At 49.5% G+C, this 20,036-nt stretch carries 16 protein-coding genes, 1 other RNA gene and 2 other annotated features; of the genes, 3 read left to right on the forward strand and 14 right to left on the reverse strand.

All coding sequences use genetic code 11. The features are described from left to right. Nucleotides 1-11: 11 nt before the first annotated feature. Both alaS and recD2 read right to left on the reverse strand, forming a co-directional pair. On the reverse strand, nt 12-2,654 hold the full coding sequence (gene alaS / locus EXIG_RS10605; protein ID WP_012370943.1) for an alanine--tRNA ligase: 2,643 nt from the start codon (nt 2,652-2,654) through the stop codon (nt 12-14). A gap of 60 nt (nt 2,655-2,714) precedes the next feature. Continuing rightward, nucleotides 2,715-2,932: a binding site (T-box leader), on the reverse strand. Between the two features lie 42 nt (nt 2,933-2,974). Beyond that, nucleotides 2,975-5,200: an SF1B family DNA helicase RecD2 gene (gene recD2 / locus EXIG_RS10610; protein WP_012370944.1), complete on the reverse strand. Its 2,226-nt coding sequence runs from the start codon at nt 5,198-5,200 to the stop codon at nt 2,975-2,977. A gap of 116 nt (nt 5,201-5,316) precedes the next feature. Here recD2 and EXIG_RS10615 point away from each other — a divergent pair, with 116 nt between their 5' ends. Then, on the forward strand, nt 5,317-5,865 hold the full coding sequence (locus EXIG_RS10615; protein ID WP_012370945.1) for a VOC family protein: 549 nt from the start codon (nt 5,317-5,319) through the stop codon (nt 5,863-5,865). 56 nt (nt 5,866-5,921) lie between these two features. On the opposite strand, the gene EXIG_RS10620 is transcribed toward EXIG_RS10615, so the two are convergent. Genes EXIG_RS10620 through cymR form a run of 4 tightly spaced genes read right to left on the reverse strand, consistent with a single transcriptional unit; the run spans nt 5,922 to nt 9,281 of the window. Then, nucleotides 5,922-6,578, reverse strand: a complete 657-nt coding sequence (locus EXIG_RS10620) for a tetratricopeptide repeat protein (protein WP_012370946.1) — start codon at nt 6,576-6,578, stop codon at nt 5,922-5,924. Nucleotides 6,579-6,591: 13 nt separating this feature from the next. Next, a complete protein-coding gene (gene mnmA / locus EXIG_RS10625) occupies nt 6,592-7,716 on the reverse strand; it encodes a tRNA 2-thiouridine(34) synthase MnmA (protein WP_012370947.1) in 1,125 nt (374 codons plus the stop codon). A 12-nt stretch (nt 7,717-7,728) separates the two neighbouring features. Next, the gene (locus tag EXIG_RS10630) at nt 7,729-8,859 is read right to left on the reverse strand and encodes a cysteine desulfurase family protein (RefSeq protein WP_012370948.1); all 1,131 of its coding nucleotides are present in this window, start codon (nt 8,857-8,859) and stop codon (nt 7,729-7,731) included. Nucleotides 8,860-8,873: 14 nt separating this feature from the next. Beyond that, nucleotides 8,874-9,281, reverse strand: a complete 408-nt coding sequence (cymR, locus tag EXIG_RS10635; RefSeq protein ID WP_041261991.1) for a cysteine metabolism transcriptional regulator CymR — start codon at nt 9,279-9,281, stop codon at nt 8,874-8,876. A gap of 63 nt (nt 9,282-9,344) precedes the next feature. On the opposite strand from cymR, the gene EXIG_RS10640 reads away from it, so the two are divergent. Beyond that, a complete protein-coding gene (locus tag EXIG_RS10640) occupies nt 9,345-10,658 on the forward strand; it encodes a replication-associated recombination protein A (RefSeq protein WP_012370950.1) in 1,314 nt (437 codons plus the stop codon). A 36-nt stretch (nt 10,659-10,694) separates the two neighbouring features. Here the strand turns inward: EXIG_RS10640 and EXIG_RS10645 are convergent, their stop codons facing one another. The 3 genes from EXIG_RS10645 to EXIG_RS10650 form a co-directional block, all read right to left on the reverse strand. Further along, nucleotides 10,695-11,459 carry a tRNA threonylcarbamoyladenosine dehydratase gene (locus EXIG_RS10645; RefSeq protein ID WP_012370951.1) on the reverse strand — a complete coding sequence of 255 codons (765 nt, stop codon included), beginning with the start codon at nt 11,457-11,459 and terminating at the stop codon, nt 10,695-10,697. A 97-nt stretch (nt 11,460-11,556) separates the two neighbouring features. Then, nucleotides 11,557-11,746, reverse strand: a non-coding RNA gene (gene ssrS, locus EXIG_RS15770) — 6S RNA. 67 nt (nt 11,747-11,813) lie between these two features. Continuing rightward, nucleotides 11,814-13,016, reverse strand: coding sequence for a DASH family cryptochrome (locus EXIG_RS10650; RefSeq protein ID WP_012370952.1), 1,203 nt, complete (start codon nt 13,014-13,016; stop codon nt 11,814-11,816). Nucleotides 13,017-13,156: 140 nt separating this feature from the next. Between EXIG_RS10650 and EXIG_RS16175 the strand changes: the two genes are divergently transcribed. Next, nucleotides 13,157-13,279, forward strand: a complete 123-nt coding sequence (locus tag EXIG_RS16175; RefSeq protein WP_012370953.1) for a hypothetical protein — start codon at nt 13,157-13,159, stop codon at nt 13,277-13,279. Between the two features lie 85 nt (nt 13,280-13,364). Here EXIG_RS16175 and EXIG_RS10655 read toward each other — a convergent pair whose 3' ends face one another. The 5 genes from EXIG_RS10655 to EXIG_RS10675 all read right to left on the reverse strand — a co-directional run bounded on the left by EXIG_RS10655 (nt 13,365) and on the right by EXIG_RS10675 (nt 20,025). Further along, nucleotides 13,365-13,952 carry a DNA-3-methyladenine glycosylase gene (locus tag EXIG_RS10655; RefSeq protein ID WP_012370954.1) on the reverse strand — a complete coding sequence of 196 codons (588 nt, stop codon included), beginning with the start codon at nt 13,950-13,952 and terminating at the stop codon, nt 13,365-13,367. A 59-nt stretch (nt 13,953-14,011) separates the two neighbouring features. Beyond that, nucleotides 14,012-15,778 (reverse strand): aspartate--tRNA ligase, encoded by a 1,767-nt coding sequence (gene aspS, locus EXIG_RS10660; RefSeq protein WP_012370955.1) that lies wholly within the window; start codon nt 15,776-15,778, stop codon nt 14,012-14,014. After that, nucleotides 15,775-17,055 carry a histidine--tRNA ligase gene (gene hisS / locus EXIG_RS10665; RefSeq protein ID WP_012370956.1) on the reverse strand — a complete coding sequence of 427 codons (1,281 nt, stop codon included), beginning with the start codon at nt 17,053-17,055 and terminating at the stop codon, nt 15,775-15,777. The genes aspS and hisS overlap by 4 nt, the downstream gene beginning before the upstream one ends. 40 nt (nt 17,056-17,095) lie before the next feature. Further along, nucleotides 17,096-17,319 (reverse strand) — a binding site (T-box leader). 56 nt (nt 17,320-17,375) lie between these two features. Further along, on the reverse strand, nt 17,376-17,813 hold the full coding sequence (gene dtd, locus EXIG_RS10670; protein WP_012370957.1) for a D-aminoacyl-tRNA deacylase: 438 nt from the start codon (nt 17,811-17,813) through the stop codon (nt 17,376-17,378). A gap of 13 nt (nt 17,814-17,826) precedes the next feature. After that, nucleotides 17,827-20,025, reverse strand: a complete 2,199-nt coding sequence (locus tag EXIG_RS10675) for a RelA/SpoT family protein (RefSeq protein ID WP_012370958.1) — start codon at nt 20,023-20,025, stop codon at nt 17,827-17,829. Nucleotides 20,026-20,036 lie beyond the last annotated feature (11 nt).

Genomic DNA, 20,036 nt, shown 5'->3' on the forward strand with positions numbered 1-20,036 from the left:
CTACTTCTCTATTATGCCAGTGATTGCACGTAATGTGAAGTAAACGCAAGAGCTTCGTTTAATTTTGCAGGATCTTTTCCGCCGGCCTGTGCCATGTCCGGACGACCGCCACCACCGCCGCCGCAACGTGTGGCTACTTCCTTGATCAATTTACCGGCATGGTACCCTTGATCGATTAAGTCTTTTGAGACACTCGCAACGAGGTTGACTTTGTCTCCCTGCGCACTACCGAGGACGATGATTGCCGAACCGAGACTTGACTTCAGTTCGTCCATCATGCCGCGAAGGGCATCCATATCCGAGACGTCGACTTGCTTCGCAAGCACCTGGACGCCGTTGATCTGCTCGACATCATCTTTAAGTGACGCCGCTTCGATGTTTGCAAGTTTTGCCTGCAATGATTCGTGTGCCCGTTCCGTTTCGCGAAGCTGGACTTGAAGTGCTTCGATTCGTCCCGGTACTTCCGTCGTTTTCGTTTTCAGGACACGTGCTGCCTGCTCGAGTGTCTGCAGGTGACCGTTCATGACATGGTAAGCGCCTGCTCCTGTAACAGCTTCAATCCTGCGTGTTCCGGCTCCGATGCCTGATTCGGAAACAATCTTGAACAGACCGATTTCCGCTGTATTGCGGACGTGAATCCCGCCACAGAGTTCGATCGAATAGGTTCCAGCCGAAACGACACGAACCGTCTCGCCGTATTTTTCACCAAACAGTGCCATTGCCCCTTTTGCTTTCGCATCAGCAATGTTCATCTCTTCAATTTCGACTGCAAGTGATGCCCAAATCGCTTGGTTGACATCCTGTTCGATTGTTGCTAATTCTTCGGCCGTTACTGCTCCGAAGTGCGAGAAGTCAAAGCGCAGACGTTCCGCTGAAACAAGTGAACCCGCTTGGTTGACGTGTGTTCCGAGTGTGTCTTTCAACGCTTTATGCAACAAGTGGGTTGCCGTATGGTTTTTCGTGATGGCTTGACGCGACGATGCTTCGACCGCGGCATGAACGGATGCATCCGCTAAAGCAATCCCTGTCCGGACCACAACGGTATGCAGATTTTGACCGTTTGGTGCTTTTTGGACATCTTTGACATCGAGGACGAAATCCGGACCCGTGATTGTTCCTGAGTCAGCCACTTCTCCGCCGCTCTCTGCATAAAACGGTGTAACATCAAGCAACAATTGTGCTTCCTCGCCGGCAGCGACTTCTGTTACTCGTTCTCCATCATGCAACAAAGCAATGATTTTTGCATCCGCCTCAAGGTCCGTATAACCAACGAATTGACTTGGAACAGTCAAAGTTGCCAATACTTCTGATTGTTGTTGCATCGAACCGCCGTCTTCACGGGCAGCACGGGCACGTTTACGCTGCTCATCCATCGCCCGTTTAAATCCTTCTTCATCGACCGACATCTGATGATCTTCCGCATATTCAACCGTCAGTTCAAGCGGGAAACCGTACGTATCATACAAACGGAAAGCATCTTCTCCGCTGATGATATGTTCGCCGTTATTTTTGGCAGCTTGTGCCACTGTGTTCAGGATGGCAAGACCGTCATGTAATGTCTCGTGGAATCGCTCTTCCTCGTTTTTGATGACACGTTTGATGAAATCTGCTTTTTCCGGAACTTGCGGATAAAAATCGACCATGACGCTGCCGACTGTATCAACGAGTTCGTACATGAACGGACGTTCAATCCCAAGCATTTTTGCATAACGGACAGCACGACGAAGCAATCGGCGTAAGACATAACCGCGTCCTTCGTTCGAAGGCAACGCTCCGTCTCCGATGGCAAAAGCAACCGTGCGGATGTGGTCCGCGATGACTTTGAACGCGACATCCAGTTTTGTGTCTTCGCGATAACGTTTCCCGCTGATTTCTTCCGTTTTGTGGATGATCGGCATGAACAAGTCCGTATCAAAGTTCGTCGGTACGTCCTGCATGACGCTCGCCATCCGCTCAAGACCCATTCCGGTATCGATGTTTTTACGCGGTAATTCTGTATAGTTGCCGTGTCCGTCATGATTATATTGACTGAATACGATATTCCAGATTTCAAGGTACCGTTCGTTCTCGCCGCCCGGATAGAGTTCAGAGTCGTTCGGATCATCGCCGAAAGCCGGTCCACGGTCGAAGAAAATCTCCGTGTTCGGACCTGAAGGACCTTCCCCGATTTCCCAGAAGTTATCTTCAAGCGGGATGATGCGCTCAGCCGGCACACCCAGTTCGAGCCAGATTTGACGCGCAGCATCGTCTTCCGGGTGAATCGTTACGGAAAGACGATCCGGATCAAGACCGTACCACTCGTCACTCGTCAAGAGTTCCCAGCCCCATTTGATCGCATCTTCGCGGAAGTAATCGCCGACCGAAAAGTTTCCGAGCATTTCAAAAAACGTATGGTGACGTGCTGTTTTCCCGACGTTTTCGATATCGTTCGTCCGGATGGATTTCTGTGCGTTGACAATCCGTGGATTTTGCGGAATGACCCGTCCATCAAAATATTTTTTTAACGTAGCGACACCCGAGTTGATCCAAAGTAACGTCGGATCCTCAATTGGAACGAGTGATGCGCTTGGTTCGATTGCGTGCCCTTTAGACTGGAAAAAGTCGAGATACATTTGACGGATTTGTGCACCCGTCAACGGTTTTAATGGTTTCATCGAAAATACCCCCATTGATTAATTTGTCCTGAACGCAAAAAAACGATACATTCATCCCTGAAAAGGGACGAAAGCATCGCTCTCGTGGTACCACCCTCGTTCGTAAAGACAATTGCTCCCTTTACCTCGAAAAATCCGTTAACGGAGATTACCCGCAAGTGTTTGCACTCGACTCCGGAAGGAGCTTCAATCGAATCGTCATGAAGATGGTTCCAGCAATTCCATCTCTCTCTGGTCATGAAAACTACGATTTACTTATCTTCCATCAACGTTTTGCGTCCATTCATCTACCGTGATTATTACCTATCTGATGCATTCAGTCAAGTCTTTGTCATACCGCCGAGCCGTTCAATGAGCCGTGTCCGCCGGCGCGGTTCTTCCTCTTGTGACGCTTTATGGAAGGCACGGGGATCTCCGAACAACAGCAGACTGGCTTTGGCCCGAGTGACGGCTGTATAGATGAGATTCCGGGAATGCTTGAAGGCACCGGTGAAAAAGACCGGCATCAACACAATCGGAAACTCCGATCCTTGCGCTTTATGAATCGTAATCGCGTAAGCATGCGTAAATTGATCCCAGTCACTCCGGTTATATTCAACTTCCGTCTGATCGAACCGGGCAATGATTTTATCGACTTTATCCACGTTCTCCTTCGCAAAGAAGATATTGACGATTTCACCGATGTCACCGTTGTAGACATTCTCTTCCGCATTGTTGACGAGCTGAAGAATCTTGTCTCCGCTCCGGTAAATCCGTGTCCCCTGTTTGACTTCCCGTTTTTTCGGCGCTTCCGGATTGTAGACTTTTTGCAGAACGATATTCAATTCGTCGATGCCCACCTGTCCGCGGTACGTCGGCGCTAAAATTTGAACGTCAAACTTCGAATATCCTTTCGCCAGTGCTTTTTCTGCAAAAGCCGCGATACCGCGCAACGATTCCTGCGGAGCAAGCGAATAAAAACGACGGTCGGATAAAGGGGCCAGCAAATCAGCTGACGTGACCCGGTTTTTTAAATCGTGGGCCAACCGGAGAATCGAGGAATCTTCGGCCTGCCGATGGACGACGTTGAGCCGGACGACCGGAATACCGTCCGTATCCATCAAGTCGGCAAGGACTTGCCCCGGACCGACCGACGGCAGCTGGTCCCGGTCGCCGACGAATAAAATCTTCATGCCGTTTGGCACGGCCCGTAACAAACTCGATAACAGATAGATGTCGATCATGGACGATTCATCGATGATCAGTACTTTACCGGCAATCGGTTGGTCTTCGTCCAGCTGGAAGTTCGTCCCGTCATATTTTAATAAGCGGTGAATGGTCATCGCCGGAACGTCCGTTGCTTCCGACAGCCGTTTGGCCGCCCGTCCGGTTGGTGCGACGAGCACATACGGATAGACTTCGCCTGACTTGACCTGACTTTTTTCAAGCGGCCAATCATGGATTTCCTGAAGCGCATGCAAAATCCCTTTGATGACCGTCGTCTTCCCCGTACCGGGTCCGCCCGTCAGGACCATCAGCGGTGCCTTGACCGCAAGCTCAATCGCCTCCCGTTGCTGAACGGCGTATTCCATACCAAACCGTTCTTCGAGTTGACCGATGGCTGACAAAATTGTCGCCACATCGACTTCCTGCTCGGATCCGTTCGCCATGACACGGGCCAACTCTTTTGCCGCCCGGACTTCCGCATAGAAAATCGTCGGCAGATACAAACAACCTTCTTCGAGTTTGACCTTATCTTCCGTCAGCAACAGCTCGATGGCTTGTTCCAGGCGTTCCCCCGGATCCTCACCGAGTAGACGCGGTGCCCGCTGTAACAGGGATTCGACCGTCGCGAATGCATGCCCTTCTCCCGCTTCCTGCTCCAGTATATGCATGATGGATGCTGCGACCCGTTCCGGATGCAGTCCGATAAGTCCGAGATGCGAGGCAATTTGGTCGGCTGTCTTAAAACCGATTCCACTGACCTCATACATCAAGGAATAAGGATTTTCACGAATTCTCGCCATCGCATCCCCTTCGTACGCTGCATAAATCTTTGCTGCGAGTTTTGGGGTGACATCAAACGGTGCTAAAAAAAGCATCAGTTGATCGACACCGTATAAGGTCGCGAGCCGGCTGAAGATGACATCCGCCTGCTTCTGTTTTAACCCGGGGACACGATCGAGTGCTTTACTGTCCTTTAAGATGATGTCAATGGCATCTTCACCGAGCGCATCGACGATATTTTTCGCTGTTTTCGGACCAATGCCGGTAAACGATCCGTTCGTCAAAAAACGGACGGCAGCGTGTTTCGTCATCGGGACCGAACGCCGGATCAACTCTGCTTTTAGTTGTTTGCCAAATCGCGGATGATCAATCAACCGTCCGAACGCTTGATACGTTCCGCCGAGTTCGATTCCGACACCGGTTCCCGTAACGACAAGCTCCGTTTCTTTTAGTTCAAAGTTTTTTTCCTTGATCGCCATCAGGACGATGGAATGGGCTTCTTCTTCGGAGGAAAAAAGCACACGTTTGATACGACCGACTACTTGATGGGGGTGCTCCATCACTCCACCTGCTCTCTTTCTGGACTCCGTTACTCAGTTATTATCATAGCACTCGTTTAAGGGATTTTAAATGAGGGAAACATTCCTTGATATATTATCTGAATGGAGGAACAAACATGGGACGTCTACCGATCGCAGGATTATGTGAATTAGTTTTAGAAGTGCAGGACATGGACCGGGCCGTCGCCTTTTGGAACGGAACGCTCGGTATTCCAATCGTTGAACAATGGGCACCGGAAGATGCAGAGCCGAGTCATGAACAGGAAAAACAGGATGGGATTTGGGCGACATGGTTGTACATCGGAGGAAACACCCGTCTCGGGCTTTGGCTCAAACGGGACTTTACGATGGAAGAACGGACCGTCAAAAACCTTCCCGTGACAGAGTGGGACAGTCTGTATGATGAAGGCGGCGTTCATGTCCACTGTGCCTTTTATATTGAGAAAGACGAATTTAACGAAGCACTTGATTTGCTTCGGGGTGCATCGATTGACGTCAAGATTCGGGAATGGGATGAACAAGAGACGTCTAATGACAAGGAATACTCGGCTTATTTTAAAGATACGGAAAACAATGTTATTGAGCTCTATACGAAAAATATGGATGAAGCCTATGAGGAATTTTCCGGTCCGCCGCTTCGCATCGTCCGCGAGATCGGGCACTAAGAAAGACTCTGCTGTATCGATTGCCACAAGCCGTCGACAGCAGAGTCTTTTCCTGGTTATTTTAGTAAGGCATCCATTTTCGCTTTGGCATCCTGCGCCAGCGTATGGTTTGGTTGATAGGCAAGAACGGTTTCGAGCTCTGTATAACATGCTTCCTGCTGACCTAAAAAGGCCAGTGCGATGGCATAGTTGTAACGGGCATCCGTATGTGTTTCTTCGAGCAACAGAACTTGTTCGAAAATTTCAGCCGCTTCTTCGATCTGCTCGTTCTGAGCAAGAGCAAGACCATACTGGAAGGCGATTTCGACATCCACCCCGTTCAGTTCCGTCGCCTGTTTCAAACGCGGAATCCCCCGAACCGGATCCCCGAGCTTTTGATACGTCAGACCGAGCATGAAATGGAGATCGGCATCATCGAGTCCGTGCAGCAAAGCAAGACGTAACGACTCTTCCGCCTCTACCAATAAATCCGCCGAGAAGTATAAGGCGCCTTTGGCATAATGGGCACTGGCGAACGTCGGATCAATCGTCAAGGCTTTATCGTAAAACCGGAGTGCCCGGTCGGCATCGTCCATCGATTGGAGTAATGTCCCCAAGTTGACGTAACCGGTCGGGTCGTTCGGCTGTTCTTCAATGGCATCATTAAAAGCTTGAGCCGCTAATTCATAATTACCGGATTCTAAATGTCGGAATCCGACTTCGTTGTAATTCATCCCAATCTCTCCCTTATGCAAGATACGTTAATGCTTGACCTGCTTTGTAGGCATCGTCAATCGTTGCTCCGCCGAGACAGACATCTCCGTCATAAAAGACGACGGCTTGTCCGGGAGTAATCGCCCGTTGCCGTTCGTCGAATGCAACGTCCAGACGTCCGCCGTCGAGGACACGGACCGTGACCGGTGTATCCGTCTGACGATAACGGAACTTCGCCGTACAGCGGAATTCTGTTCCGGCCGGCATCGTTGCCGTCCAGCTGATGTCAGAGGCATATAATCCTTCTGAATAAAGCAATTCATTGTGGAATCCTTGCTCAACGAACAAGATGTTGTCTTGCAGGTTTTTCCCGACGACGAACCACGGCTCACCGTCTCCACCAATTCCAAGACCGTGACGTTGTCCCATCGTGTAATACATCAGACCGTCATGACGCCCCATTGTTTTACCGTCGAGTGTCCGCATTTCACCGGGTTGTGCCGGCAGATACTGACTGAGGAACTGTTTGAAATTCCGTTCCCCGATGAAACAAATACCGGTTGAATCTTTTTTCTTGGCCGTCGCAAGGTTCGCTTCTTCGGCAATTTTCCGAACTTCTGATTTTTCCATATGTCCAATCGGGAACATCGCTTTCGCAATCTGATCCTGCGACAGTTGGTTCAGGAAATACGTTTGATCCTTATTTGTATCGACACCGCGCAATAATTTATGCTCCCCGTCTTCATAGACGGCACGGGCATAATGACCTGTCGCGACGAAATCGGCGCCTAAGCGCATCGCATGGTCAAGGAATGCTTTGAATTTGATTTCTTTATTACACATGACATCCGGATTCGGTGTCCGGCCGAGTTTATATTCATCGAGGAAGTACGTAAAGACTTTGTCCCAGTACTCTTTCTCGAAATTGACCGCATAATAGGGAATACCGATTTGGTTGGCGACGGCGATGACATCTTCGTAATCTTCCGTTGCTGTACAAAATCCGTTCTCATCTGTATCGTCCCAGTTTTTCATGAAAATCCCGATGACGTTGTAACCTTGTTGTTTTAATAAATAAGCCGTAACGGAAGAATCGACACCGCCGGACATCCCGACGACGACCGTTGTTTCCTCCGGTGCTTTAGCGCGTGTATTCATTATTTTCACCTCTTAATTGTTCTGAAACGATTTTACGACATCTATCAGGCCTTGTGCGAGCAGTTCGACTTGTGACAGGTCGTTTCCCCGGCCAAAGCTGATCCGGACCGATTGTTTCGTCCGCGGATTTTCACCATACATTGCTGACAGGACATGTGACGGTTCGACCGATCCTGCCGTACAGGCACTTCCGCTCGAAACGGCAATCCCCCGCATGTCGAGCATAATCAAAAACGGTTCGATCTCGACGTCCGGGAAGTACAGGTTGAGAACTTGCGGCAATCCGTCTGTCCCGTTGACTTCAAACTCAATCGTTGAGGAACGAAGCCGTTCGAGCAATGTACGCCGCAACAGTTGATACTGTTCAAACTGTTCTTCGCGTTCCGTTGCCGTCAGCCGGACTGCTTCCGCAAAACCGACGATACCGGCAACATTTTCCGTTCCGGCACGACGCTTTCGTTCCTGTTCCCCGCCATACGATTGAGGAGCCAGTTTGACGGCAGAACGGATATATAATAAGCCGACGCCTTTTGGTCCGTTGATTTTATGACTTGATGCCGACAGCAAATCGATTTGCATCGCTTCCACGTCAATCGGCGACTTCGCAAAGACTTGGACGGCATCGGTATGGAAAATAATCTGTTGTTCCCGGAGGAAACGACCACATGCCGCAATCGGCTGGACCGTCCCGACCTCATTGTTTCCGAACATGATCGATACTAGAATCGTATCTGGCCGAACGGCTGCCCGTAACGCCTCTTCCGTTATGATGCCGGACTCCGGTATTTCAAGATACGTCACGTCGAATCCCCGCTTTTCCAGTTCCTCGAACGCATGGAGCACGGCATGGTGTTCAAACCGTGTCGTGATGACATGACGGCCTTTCGACTGATACTGCATCGCGGCACCGATGATGGCATAGTTATCCGACTCCGTGCCGCCGCTCGTAAAGAGAATTTCCGTCGGTTTGGCGTTCAGTTCCGTTGCCATCATTCTTCGCGCCGTGTCAATCGCAGCCCGTCCCGTCCGTCCGAATGCATGGACGCTTGACGGATTCCCGAATTGCTCGAGCATGTAAGGCGTCATCTTTTCCAAAACTTCCGGCCGCATCGGCGTTGTTGCCGCGTGATCAAAATACATCATCGTTTTTTCACCTCTCATATATAAAACATGTAACCCGTGTCATCTTCTTCGGCTAAATCTTTTAATGTCGTCGTATCCAAAACTTGATCGACGGCACTTTGAATTTTATCCCACAATTTTCGTTTCGTCACTTCGTCACAATTATCGCCTTCAACGACGACAAGCGGACCTTCAAGCAGACGGATGATATCCCCTGCTGTGATTTCTTCGGCCGAACGGCCTAATTTATATCCACCGTATGCTCCGCGGACACTTTTGACGAGACCGCCGTTTCGGAGCGGGGCAATCAATTGCTCCAGATAATGTTCAGACAGGTCGTACATCTGGGCAATTTTTTTTAAAGACAACGGCTTTGCCTCGCCTCCTTTGGCGAGTGCAATCATGATTGTCAGACCATAACGGCCTTTTGTCGAGATTTTCATCATGCGAAAAGACATCCTTTCTAGTATAGTAGTAGCTAAAAGTTGAAAGAAGGAACGCTACCTATGGCTAATTTATTTGAATCACATTCTCCGGCCGGTCCGCTCGCCAATCGGATGCGCCCTCAATCACTGGACGAAATCGTTGGCCAACGCCATTTGATCGGAGAATCAACCTTGTTACGCCGGGCAATTCTCGCCGACCGGCTTGGGACGGTTATTTTTTACGGACCACCGGGAACCGGAAAAACGACGCTCGCCCGTGTCATTTCCAGTTATACGAAATCGGCATTCGAACAGCTGAATGCTGTCACGGCAAAACTGGATCAGTTGCGTGAAGTTTTAAAAGCAGCGGAATCTCGACTGCAGTTTGACCAACAAAAAACGATTTTATTTTTGGATGAAATTCATCGTTTCAATAAAATGCAACAGGATGCTTTACTGCCTGCACTCGAAGCCGGAACGATCACGCTGATTGGCGCGACGACGGAAAATCCGAGTTTTGAAGTCAATGCCGCTCTGTTATCGCGGGCAACTGTCTTCCGGTTTGAAACGCCGACGACAGAAGATTTACGGGTCGTCCTCCACCGGACGTTACACGATACAGAACGTGGTCTCGGCAAATATCCGATTACCGTCACAGAAGAAGCGGTCGATCATTATGTCAAACTGTCGGACGGGGATTACCGGGCACTGCTCAACGCACTCGAACTCGCCGTTTTGACGACACCGGAAATTGACGGTGAAATTACGATTGATCTTTCCGTAGCCGAAGAATCGATTCAGCAAAAAGCCTTGAAATACGATAAGGACGGAGACCGGCATTACGATGTCATCTCAGCTTTTATCAAATCAATTCGCGGTTCGGATCCCGATGCTGCCCTGTACTGGCTTGCCGTCATGATTGAGGCCGGGGAAAGCCCCCGCTTCATCGTCCGTCGCCTCTACGTCCACGCGGCAGAAGATATCGGATTATCGGATCCGCAGGCCTTGCTGATTGTGGATGCCTGTGCCCGGGCCTGTGAATACATCGGTTTTCCGGAGGCACGGATTCCACTCGCCGAAACGGTGCTGTATCTTGCGACGGCACCAAAATCGAACACGGTCATTACCGCGATCGACCAGGCACTTGAACTCGTCCGTCGATCGGACGGCGGTCCGGTTCCACCGCATTTACGGGACGCTCATCATGCAGGTGCTGCAGCACTTGGTAATGGTGTCGAATATCAGTATCCACACCAGTTTCCGCATGCATATGTCAAACAGAACTACTGGCCGGAAAATCTGGCACGAACCAAGCCCGTTTTTTACAAGCCAAGTCCCCGTGGGTTCGAAAAACAATTGCAGGCCCGGCTCGACTTTTGGAAAAAACAACCGTAAACGATGAGAAAAAGCGACCTCAACAGGTCGCTTTTTTTAACGGACACGTTCGATGACGACGCCGGCTTCCCGGACAATCTCATTGATGACATAACTTGCCGCAATCAATCCACCGACCGACGGGACAAACGCGTTTGAACTCGGCGGCATTTTAGCTTTTCGAATCACGGCTTCATCGTTTCCGACGACTTGACGAACTTCTTCGATGATTTTGACCGGTGGTTCATCCGAAAAGACGACCGGGACTCCTTTATGGATCCCTTCCTTACGCAGGCGCGTCCGGATCACTTTTGCGAGTGGATCGTAAGTCGTATCTTTAATATCAACGATCTTGATTCGTGTCGGATCCATCTTATTCGCCATTCCCATACTCGAAATGATTGGAATCTGACGTTGTTTACACTCTTTGATCAAATGAATCTTAAACGAGACGGTATCCGAAGCATCAATCACATAATCCGGATTTTCTGCGAAAAAGGTTTCATATGTTTCTTCGTTGTAGAACATTTTCAAACGGACGATTTCTAAATCCGGGTTGATTTGCATCAGGCGATCCGCCATTGCATCGACTTTCGGCTGACCGACCGTCGGAAGCAACGCATGGATTTGACGGTTGACGTTTGTGATATCAATATCATCTTTATCCACCAGAATCAAACGTCCGACACCGCTGCGTGCCAGGGCTTCCGCCGAAAACGAACCGACGCCGCCGATTCCTAAAATCGCTACAGACTTGGATGCCAATGCGTCAAGTCCGGTCTTACCGATTGCCAGTTCATTACGTGAAAATTGATTTAACATCTCATAACCTCACAATACTCATACTGTTTTACTCGGAATTATATCATAAAAAAAAACGTCATGCGACGTATGGTGTGATTCATCTAAAAAAGAAACGATGGGACCCGAAGTGCCGTGTCGATACCTTATTTTTGAACCTGCTGCGCAGGTGGGTGTCTTATCCGATTCCTATTCGTACGTCCTCCTGCTGTGTTACGAGGCATGTACTACTAGTTGGAACGTCAAACTCCCTATCAAAAAAGAGTGGCTCAAAGATAAAAGGCGGCTCTCGTACATCTCAGGAACCCCATCTGTTGCATTTAATATAGCATTCCCCTTATCGAAATGCAACTGGTTCCGACTCTTAAAATTTGATCATTTTTCAGTCGTTTCACTTGACATCCAACGTCGGATAAATGCTCTGTTCGGATCATATTTTTGTTGTTGAAATTCAGGATTAAACCGGGGTGTCCGGGTCGCATTTCCGACTCCTGCGATATACGCCCAGTTTCCGTAATTGGAGGCAACATCGTAATCAATCAACTGCTGTTCAAAGTACCGTGCGCCGATCCGCCAATCCTGTTTCAAGTCATGAATCAAATAACTGGCTGTAATTTGACGTCCCCGGTTTGACATCCAGCCGGTGTCCTTGATTTCCCGCATGAAGGCATCCACAAACGGTTCTCCCGTCTCGCCGGCCATCCACGAATCGATTGCCGCCTGATCCGTCTTCCACGTCAAGCGACCGTCCTTCAAACCGTTCGAGCGAAACAGCCGGTGTCCCGTCTCGCGCATCGTCAAATGGAAGAAGTCCCGCCACAATAATTCAAAGTATAGCCAGTAGGTCGATTCATTCGCGCCGTGTTCCTGTTCCGTCCGTTGCAGTTCTGCCATGACCCGTCGCGGGGACAGTGAACCGTTGGCAAGCCAGGCGGAGAGTTTGGAAGAATCATCAACGTTAAAACCGTTCCGTGTTTCTTTGTAGGTAAAAATCGGTTGTTCCAGATACGCTGCTAACCGGTTCCTGCCGGCCGCCTCGCCTCCGATGAACGGAAATGCGGTTCGCGGGTCATAACCACCTCTCGTTTGCGGCAGTTCGATATACTGTATGTTCCCGGGTGCTTCGATCGGCTCCGCGAACCGGCCATCTTGTTCGACTCGTTTCCGGAAAGCCGTAAAGACACGTTTCAGTTCGTCACTGCCGATATCGTCCCGGAGATGGAGCGTCTGGGTCTCGTACATTCTCGTGTTAAAACGCTTCTGTACTTCCTGTTCCTGTCGTGCTTCATATTCACCTGTCATCCGGTGAAAATAAACGACGTCTTCCGGTTGAATGAACGATGTCAGTTGTTCAACCGTCTCCCCTTGTAAAATCGTCAGTTCGATGCCGAGTTGTACCAAATGTTCGTTTAAGGATTGTAGAGTTTCCTCTTCAAATGTCATCTGCTGTTTGCCACGACCGTCTGCTGTCTGCCGAACGAAAACAGCACGGACTATCTTCTCTTCTTCGCATGCGCGTGTCAATGCCTCATGATCGTCGACCCGCAAATCTTTTCGGTACCATACAACTCCTGCCATATCCTCAGCTCCTTTCTCTTTTCTACCCGTACTATCTCAATCTTACTTCCTTTCGCAAAGAACCAATGTGCTAGAAAGGTTTTAAGTTTTTGTTTTCGTGGAATATGATTAGTACAACTTACTAAGGAGTGAAACATTTCATGGCTGCTAAAAAAGGGAAATTAAGAACATTGATCACGCTTGCTACGACGGTTGGACCGATCGTCTACAAATTCTATAAAAAGCAACAATCTAAAAAATCAATCAACACACCAAAACGATAAAACAGCAAACGTGTTTCTCTTCTTAGAGAAACACGTTTTTTGATGCCAGGATGTATCCATCAGCGGTACATCTTTTTTATACGGTTTATTTTTTACTGACCCCATTGCTTTCCCGTTCGTAAAACCGCCATGGATACGCTGTTGCTTCTCCCGCATTCGGAATCCCGATCCTCGTCGTCTGGACGATTTCAGTCGCTTGACCGTTCTCAATCTGAAACCGGTGATCCGTGTAGAGATCAGCACCTGAATCGTCCGTTCTCAATCCGAAGGCCTGACATAATTTAGCGGGACCGTTGACGAGATTTTTTTGCTCGGTTTTGGTCAGTTCCGCATACGGCTTCCCAAAACGGCGGTCAGCAACTAAATCGTGTCCGGTGATGATTTCCGCTCCGCGAAGCAAAATCCCATATCCTTGTCCGACTTCCCCGCAGACGATGTTCAAACAATGATGCATGCCATAGGTGAAATACACATAGATATGACCGGCCGGGCCAAACATCGGCGCGGTCCGTTTTGTCGGTCGTCCACTGTAGGAATGGGCGGCTTGATCGTGCGGACCAAGGTACGCCTCCACTTCGACAATCCGCATCGTAACGTGTTCGACCGTCAACAGACTCCCTAACAATTCTGGTGCCACCTCAACCGGTGACCGTTCAAAAAATATCCGTTCCATCTCCAGTCCCCCTTATAAAAAAACAGATTCCCTTCAGGATCGAAGGAAATCTGTTGGTATTATGATTGTTTGACTGCTGTCCGAATCGACAGTTCATTCAATTGTGCGTCTGAAACCGGGCTTGGTGCCGCTGTCAACAGATCGCTCGCAGAAGCTGTTTTCGGGAACGCAATCGTATCGCGTAAGTTCGTCCGGCCTGCAAGCAGCATGATCAGACGGTCAAGACCAAGTGCGATACCGGCGTGCGGTGGTGTGCCGTACTCGAATGCTTCCATCAGGAAACCAAATTGTTCGTTTGCTTCTTCTTCCGTGAAGCCAAGCAATTTAAACATCCGCTCTTGAATATCACGTTCGTAAATCCGTTGTGATCCGCCACCGAGCTCATAACCGTTCAAGACAAGGTCATAGGCAACAGCGAGGACACTGCCCGGGTCTGTCTCGAGTTTATCGAGATCTTCCCGACGCGGCATCGTGAACGGGTGGTGGTTCGCATAAAAACGACTGTCCGCTTCTTCAAACGTCACGAGTGGGAAGTCCGTTACCCACAGGAAGTTGAAGACGGTTTCGTCAATCAAGCCGAGTTCTTTTCCTAGTTTTTGACGAAGGGCACCCAGACTGTCGGCAACAATTGATGCTTTTGCCGCGACGAACACAAGTAAGTCACCAGCTTCCGCTGTCGTCGCTTCGACGAGTCGGGCTGTTGCTGCCTCATCAAAGAACTTCGCAATCGGCCCGTTCAGTCCGTCAGCGGTCACTTTAACCCAAGCAAGGCCTTTGGCACCATAAATTGCTGTAAACTCTTGTAATTTATCGATGTCTTTACGGGAGAACTGATCGGCTGCCCCTTTGACATTCAAGGCTTTGACTTCGCCACCTGATTCAAGCGCCATGTCGAAGACTTTGAAGCCAGCTCCTGTGACGGCTTCCGCGACATCAATCAATTCAAGACCGAAACGCGTATCCGGTTTATCTGAACCGAACCGGCTCATCGCTTCCGCATACGGCATCCGCGGAAACGGCGTCGTGATGTCTTTTCCGAGTGTTTCTTTCATGACACGCGTCATCATCGATTCCATCATCGCATACAGATCTTCGACGTCCATGAAACTTGTTTCAATATCGACTTGTGTGAATTCCGGTTGACGGTCGGCCCGTAAATCTTCATCACGGAAACAACGGGCGATTTGGAAGTACCGCTCAAAGCCGGATACCATCAATAATTGCTTAAACAACTGCGGTGATTGCGGTAAGGCGTAAAACTCACCCGGGTGAACACGACTCGGAACGAGATAGTCACGCGCGCCTTCCGGTGTCGATTTCGTTAAGATCGGTGTTTCAACTTCGAGGAAGTCCTGTTCGTCGAGGAAGTTCCGCATGATATTCGAAGCTTTCGAACGCAGACGGAATGTTTCCTGTAATGACGGACGACGGAGATCCAGGTAGCGGTATTTCAGACGAAGGTCTTCCGATGTCTGTTCCGCTTCTTCACTGATCGGGAACGGCGTCATTTTCGAAGCGTTTAAGATGATGACTTCGTCTGCGACGACTTCGACTTGGCCGGTCGGGATGTTCGGGTTCGGATTTTCACGCTGGACGACTGTCCCTTTGATGTCGAGCACGTATTCCGAGCGAATCGATTCCGCCAAACGGTGTGCCTGTTCGTTTTCCGGTTGGAAGACGACTTGGACGATACCGGTCCGGTCACGAAGATCGAGGAAAATCAATCCCCCGAGGTCACGTCGTTTTTGGACCCATCCTTTTAGTTGAACGGCTTGGCCGATCGTTTCCTCTGTTACGGTTCCGTTCATGTGTGTACGTCCGATCATTGTACTTCCTCCTTTAATTTCGCGACAATCGTATCGGCAACAGCAGATAATGGTACATCAATCTGTTCGCCGGTCGACATGTCTTTTAACGCAGCCGCTCCGCGCTCGACTTCTTCGTCTCCGAGGATGACGGTGAAACGTGCTTTCAAACGGTCTGCCGCTTTGAATTGCCCCTTAAACTTCCGTCCGAGATAATCACGGTCTGCGGCAAGTCCTTCAAGACGCATCAACTGCAACAGGCGTGTTGCCGTTTTTTCAACTTCATCGTTGCCTTGCGCGACGATGAAGACATCAATTGCATCATCGATTTCCGGCAGGACCCCTTCATTTTCAAGCGCCATCAACAGACGTTCGATTCCGATTCCAAATCCGATTCCCGGTGTGGCCGGTCCGCCGATTTGTTCAACGAGTCCGTTATAACGTCCGCCCCCGCAAAGTGTCGTAATCGCGCCGAACCCTTCTGCTTCCGACATGATTTCAAATGACGTGTGATTATAGTAATCCAGTCCGCGGACAAGGGTCGGATCAATCACGTATTCGATACCAAGCGCATCCAGGTGCAACAGGACTTGATCGAAGTACTCTTTCGAAGCCGGATTCAAAAAGTCGAGAATCGATGGGGCTGTCGCCATACTCGGGTGATTCCGGTCGACTTTACAATCGAGTACGCGAAGCGGATTCACTTCCAGACGGTTTTGACAATCCTGACATAACTCGTGAGCGACCGGCTTAAAGTGGTTGACGAGTGCTTCCCGGTGTGCGGCACGACTTTCGCTGTCTCCGAGCGAGTTGATGACGAGCTTCAGTTTTTTCAGTCCGAATGAGCGGTAAATGCTCATCGCCAGGCTGATGACTTCTGCATCGATGGCCGGCTCTTCACTGCCGAGTGCCTCGACACCGTATTGGTGCAGTTGACGGAAACGTCCGGCTTGCGGGCGTTCATAACGGAACATCGGTCCGATGTAAAAGAGTTTGACGGGCTGATTGGCAGCACCGTACAGTTTATTCGTCACGAATGACCGAACGACTGCTGCCGTCCCTTCCGGACGAAGCGTAAATTGTTCTTTGCCGCGCTTTTCAAGCATGAACATCTCTTTTTGAACGATGTCCGTCGTCTCACCGACACCGCGTTTAAACAGCTCTGTTTCTTCGAAAATCGGTGTCCGGATTTCTTTGTAGTTATACCGTTTACTGATCTCCCGCAATTGGTTTTCAATATACTGCCAACGTTCCACTGTACCGGGAAGTACATCAAACGTTCCGCGTGGTAATTTCATCCTAATTCCTCCTTTTGAATACAAAAAAAGCCCTCGTCCGCAAAGGGACGAGAACTTAAAGATCCCGTGGTACCACCCTGGTTGCTGAAAAATCTCAGCCACTCGGTGCAGTTAACGCCTGCCTACGATTTCCCCTACTCTGTTCGTTTCAGGAAAATACCTCAAAAGGGTCTTTCATCTAGTTCGTCTGATCGCCCTTTCAGCCGGGGAGCGACTCTCTATGCAGCCGAGATCTAAATTACTCTTCTTCGTCATCGGTTCTTAATTCGTTCTGTTATCCTTTATATTGCCTCGTCCAAAAGATCCTGTCAAGACTTTGGTCACTTTTCAAGAATCAACGTCACCGGTCCGTCATTGACGAGCGCAACGTCCATCATCGCTCCGAACTGTCCGGTCTCGACGATGATTCCCTGCTGACGTAAACGAGCGTTGAACGCTTCATACAACTCATTTGCAACATCAGGTTTGGCCGCTTCTGTAAAAGCAGGGCGACGGCCCTTTTTGACGTCTCCGTATAAGGTGAACTGGGACACCGATAAAATCTTCCCCTCGACATCCTGAAGCGACCGGTTCATCCGTTCTTCTTCATCCTCGAACACACGTAACCCGGCAATCTTGTCCGCCAACCAGTTGACTTGCTCCAGCGTATCGTCATGCGTGACCCCGACGAGTAAAAGAAATCCTTGATCGATTTGACCGGCAACCGTCCCTTCGACCGTCACGCTTGCTTCTTTGACCCGTTGTAATACGACTCGCATTTCTATCCGCTCCTTATGTCATCATGACGCGATGCACGGCATACACGTCTGATATTTGTTTAATTCGATCGACGACCTTTTGCAGGTGATTGACGTTGTCGATTGCGATCGTCATTGAAATCTTGGCCTGTTTGCTGTCGTCTCCCTTACCGCTGACAGCTACGATATTCGTGTTCATCGCGGACACCGATTGGAGGACATCATTTAACAGACCCGCCCGGTCAAAACCGGAAATTTCGATTTCGACGTTATAACTCTTGACCGTCTTGCCTTCATGTTCCCATTCGACTTCAAGCAACCGTTCCGGATTCTGTTCATGAATCACATTCAGACAATCGGACCGGTGAATCGAAACACCGCGACCGCGGGTAATATACCCGACGATATCATCACCCGGAACCGGGTTGCAGCAACGGCTCATGCGGACCAGCATGTTGTCGATGCCTTTGACACGAACGCCTTCCGGATTTTGTTTCTTCGGTCGGTCAAACGTCTTCATTTCACTGATGGCTTCGTTTAATTCAAGATTTTTTGACTCTTTGTCTTTGCGCAATTTTTCCGTCAATTTATGCGCGACTTGGGCAGCGGTCAGACCGTGATATCCGACGGCAGCATACATATCTTCTTCTTGACCGAAGTTGAACTTCCGTGTCACGTCCTCAAGTGTCTTATCGTTGATGACATCCTTTGGTTCAAAGCCGAGTTTTTTTACTTCCGCCTCAATCAGTTCCCGACCTTTCGAGACGTTTTCTTCCCGTTGTTGCCGTTTGAACCATTGACGGATTTTATTTTTCGCCTGACTCGATACACAAATCTTGAGCCAATCCTTGCTTGGTCCATAACTGTGTTTCGACGTAACGATTTCAATGATGTCACCGGTCTTCAGTTTGTAATCGATCGGCACCATCCGTCCGTTGACTTTTGCTCCAATCGTCCGGTGTCCGATTTCCGTATGGATCCGGTAGGCATAATCAATCGGCACCGACCCTTTCGGCAATTCGATGACGTCACCCTTTGGTGTAAAGACGTACAGCATATCGCTGAAGAAGTCGACTTTGACCGACTCCATGAATTCTTCCGCATCGGCGGTATCTTTTTGTAACTCCAGAATTTCACGGAAGTGGGCGATTTTATCTTCAAAACCTGACTTCGCCTCTTGCTCTTTTCCTTCTTTGTAAGCCCAGTGTGCGGCAATTCCGTATTCGGCGATGAAATGCATATCGCGTGTCCGAATTTGCACTTCAAGCGGTTCACCCTTCGGCCCGATAACCGTTGTATGCAACGACTGGTACATGTTCGGTTTAGGCATCGCGATATAGTCCTTGAAGCGTCCCGGCATCGGTTTGTATTGGGTGTGAATGATTCCGAGAACCGCGTAACAATCCTTGATGGAGTCGACGATGATTCGCACGGCCATCAAATCATAGATTTCGCTGAATTCTTTTTTCGAGTTCTGCATCTTGTTGTAGATCGAGTAGATATGTTTCGGACGACCATCCACCTCGGCTGCGATCTCGACTTCTTCGAGTACTTCGTTGACTTCATCGATGACAGACGTGACGAGCGCTTCGCGTTCCGTCCGCTTTTGTTTCATCATCGAGACAATCCGGTAGTATTGTTGCGGATTGATGTAACGCAGACTGATGTCTTCGAGTTCCCATTTAATCGTCGAAATCCCGAGTCGATGCGCGAGCGGCGCAAAGATTTCAAGCGTTTCTTCTGCTTTTTGGACTTGTTTCTCTTTGACCATATGTTGAAGCGTCCGCATGTTGTGCAGGCGGTCGGCTAACTTGATCAAAATCACGCGGATGTCTTCTGCCATCGCAATAAACATCTTCCGGTGATTTTCTGCCAATTCTTCTCGTTTGGACTTGTATTTGATCTTCCCGAGTTTCGTCACGCCATCGACCAGCATCGCGACATCTGCTCCGAATCGTTCCGTGAGTTCTTCCAGCGTAATGTCAGTGTCTTCGACGACATCATGAAGAAGAGCGGCAACAATCGTCGTCGCGTCGAGTCCGATATCTACCAGTATCCCAGCCACTTGAACCGGGTGAATGATATAAGGTTCACCCGATCGACGAAATTGTCCTTCATGCTCGTCTTTTGCGAATTGATAGGCACGTTCGATATCTTTGACTTCTGCCTCTGTCATGTACTCCACACATCGAGCGAGAAGGTCTTCTACATTTACGATTTGTTTATTTGTCATCCCTTATCCTC

Origin of the sequence: Exiguobacterium artemiae 255-15, assembly GCF_000019905.1 — a bacterium.
GTDB classification, from domain to species: domain Bacteria; phylum Bacillota; class Bacilli; order Exiguobacteriales; family Exiguobacteriaceae; genus Exiguobacterium_A; species Exiguobacterium_A artemiae.

Bases quoted from the DNA above. Each gene is read 5' to 3' on its own strand.
- EXIG_RS16175 (WP_012370953.1), top strand. From the start codon at position 13,157: ATGGCTGCTAAAAAAGGGAAATTAAGAACATTGATCACGCTTGCTACG.
- EXIG_RS10650 (WP_012370952.1), bottom strand. From the start codon at position 13,016: ATGGCAGGAGTTGTATGGTACCGAAAAGATTTGCGGGTCGACGATCAT.
- EXIG_RS10645 (WP_012370951.1), bottom strand. From the start codon at position 11,459: ATGTTAAATCAATTTTCACGTAATGAACTGGCAATCGGTAAGACCGGA.
- cymR (WP_041261991.1), bottom strand. From the start codon at position 9,281: ATGAAAATCTCGACAAAAGGCCGTTATGGTCTGACAATCATGATTGCA.
- EXIG_RS10630 (WP_012370948.1), bottom strand. From the start codon at position 8,859: ATGATGTATTTTGATCACGCGGCAACAACGCCGATGCGGCCGGAAGTT.
- EXIG_RS10620 (WP_012370946.1), bottom strand. From the start codon at position 6,578: ATGAATTACAACGAAGTCGGATTCCGACATTTAGAATCCGGTAATTAT.
- dtd (WP_012370957.1), bottom strand. From the start codon at position 17,813: ATGCGAGTCGTATTACAACGGGTCAAAGAAGCAAGCGTGACGGTCGAA.
- mnmA (WP_012370947.1), bottom strand. From the start codon at position 7,716: ATGAATACACGCGCTAAAGCACCGGAGGAAACAACGGTCGTCGTCGGG.
- EXIG_RS10655 (WP_012370954.1), bottom strand. From the start codon at position 13,952: ATGGAACGGATATTTTTTGAACGGTCACCGGTTGAGGTGGCACCAGAA.
- aspS (WP_012370955.1), bottom strand. From the start codon at position 15,778: ATGATCGGACGTACACACATGAACGGAACCGTAACAGAGGAAACGATC.
- EXIG_RS10675 (WP_012370958.1), bottom strand. From the start codon at position 20,025: ATGACAAATAAACAAATCGTAAATGTAGAAGACCTTCTCGCTCGATGT.
- EXIG_RS10615 (WP_012370945.1), top strand. From the start codon at position 5,317: ATGGGACGTCTACCGATCGCAGGATTATGTGAATTAGTTTTAGAAGTG.
- hisS (WP_012370956.1), bottom strand. From the start codon at position 17,055: ATGAAATTACCACGCGGAACGTTTGATGTACTTCCCGGTACAGTGGAA.
- alaS (WP_012370943.1), bottom strand. From the start codon at position 2,654: ATGAAACCATTAAAACCGTTGACGGGTGCACAAATCCGTCAAATGTAT.
- recD2 (WP_012370944.1), bottom strand. From the start codon at position 5,200: ATGGAGCACCCCCATCAAGTAGTCGGTCGTATCAAACGTGTGCTTTTT.
- EXIG_RS10640 (WP_012370950.1), top strand. From the start codon at position 9,345: ATGGCTAATTTATTTGAATCACATTCTCCGGCCGGTCCGCTCGCCAAT.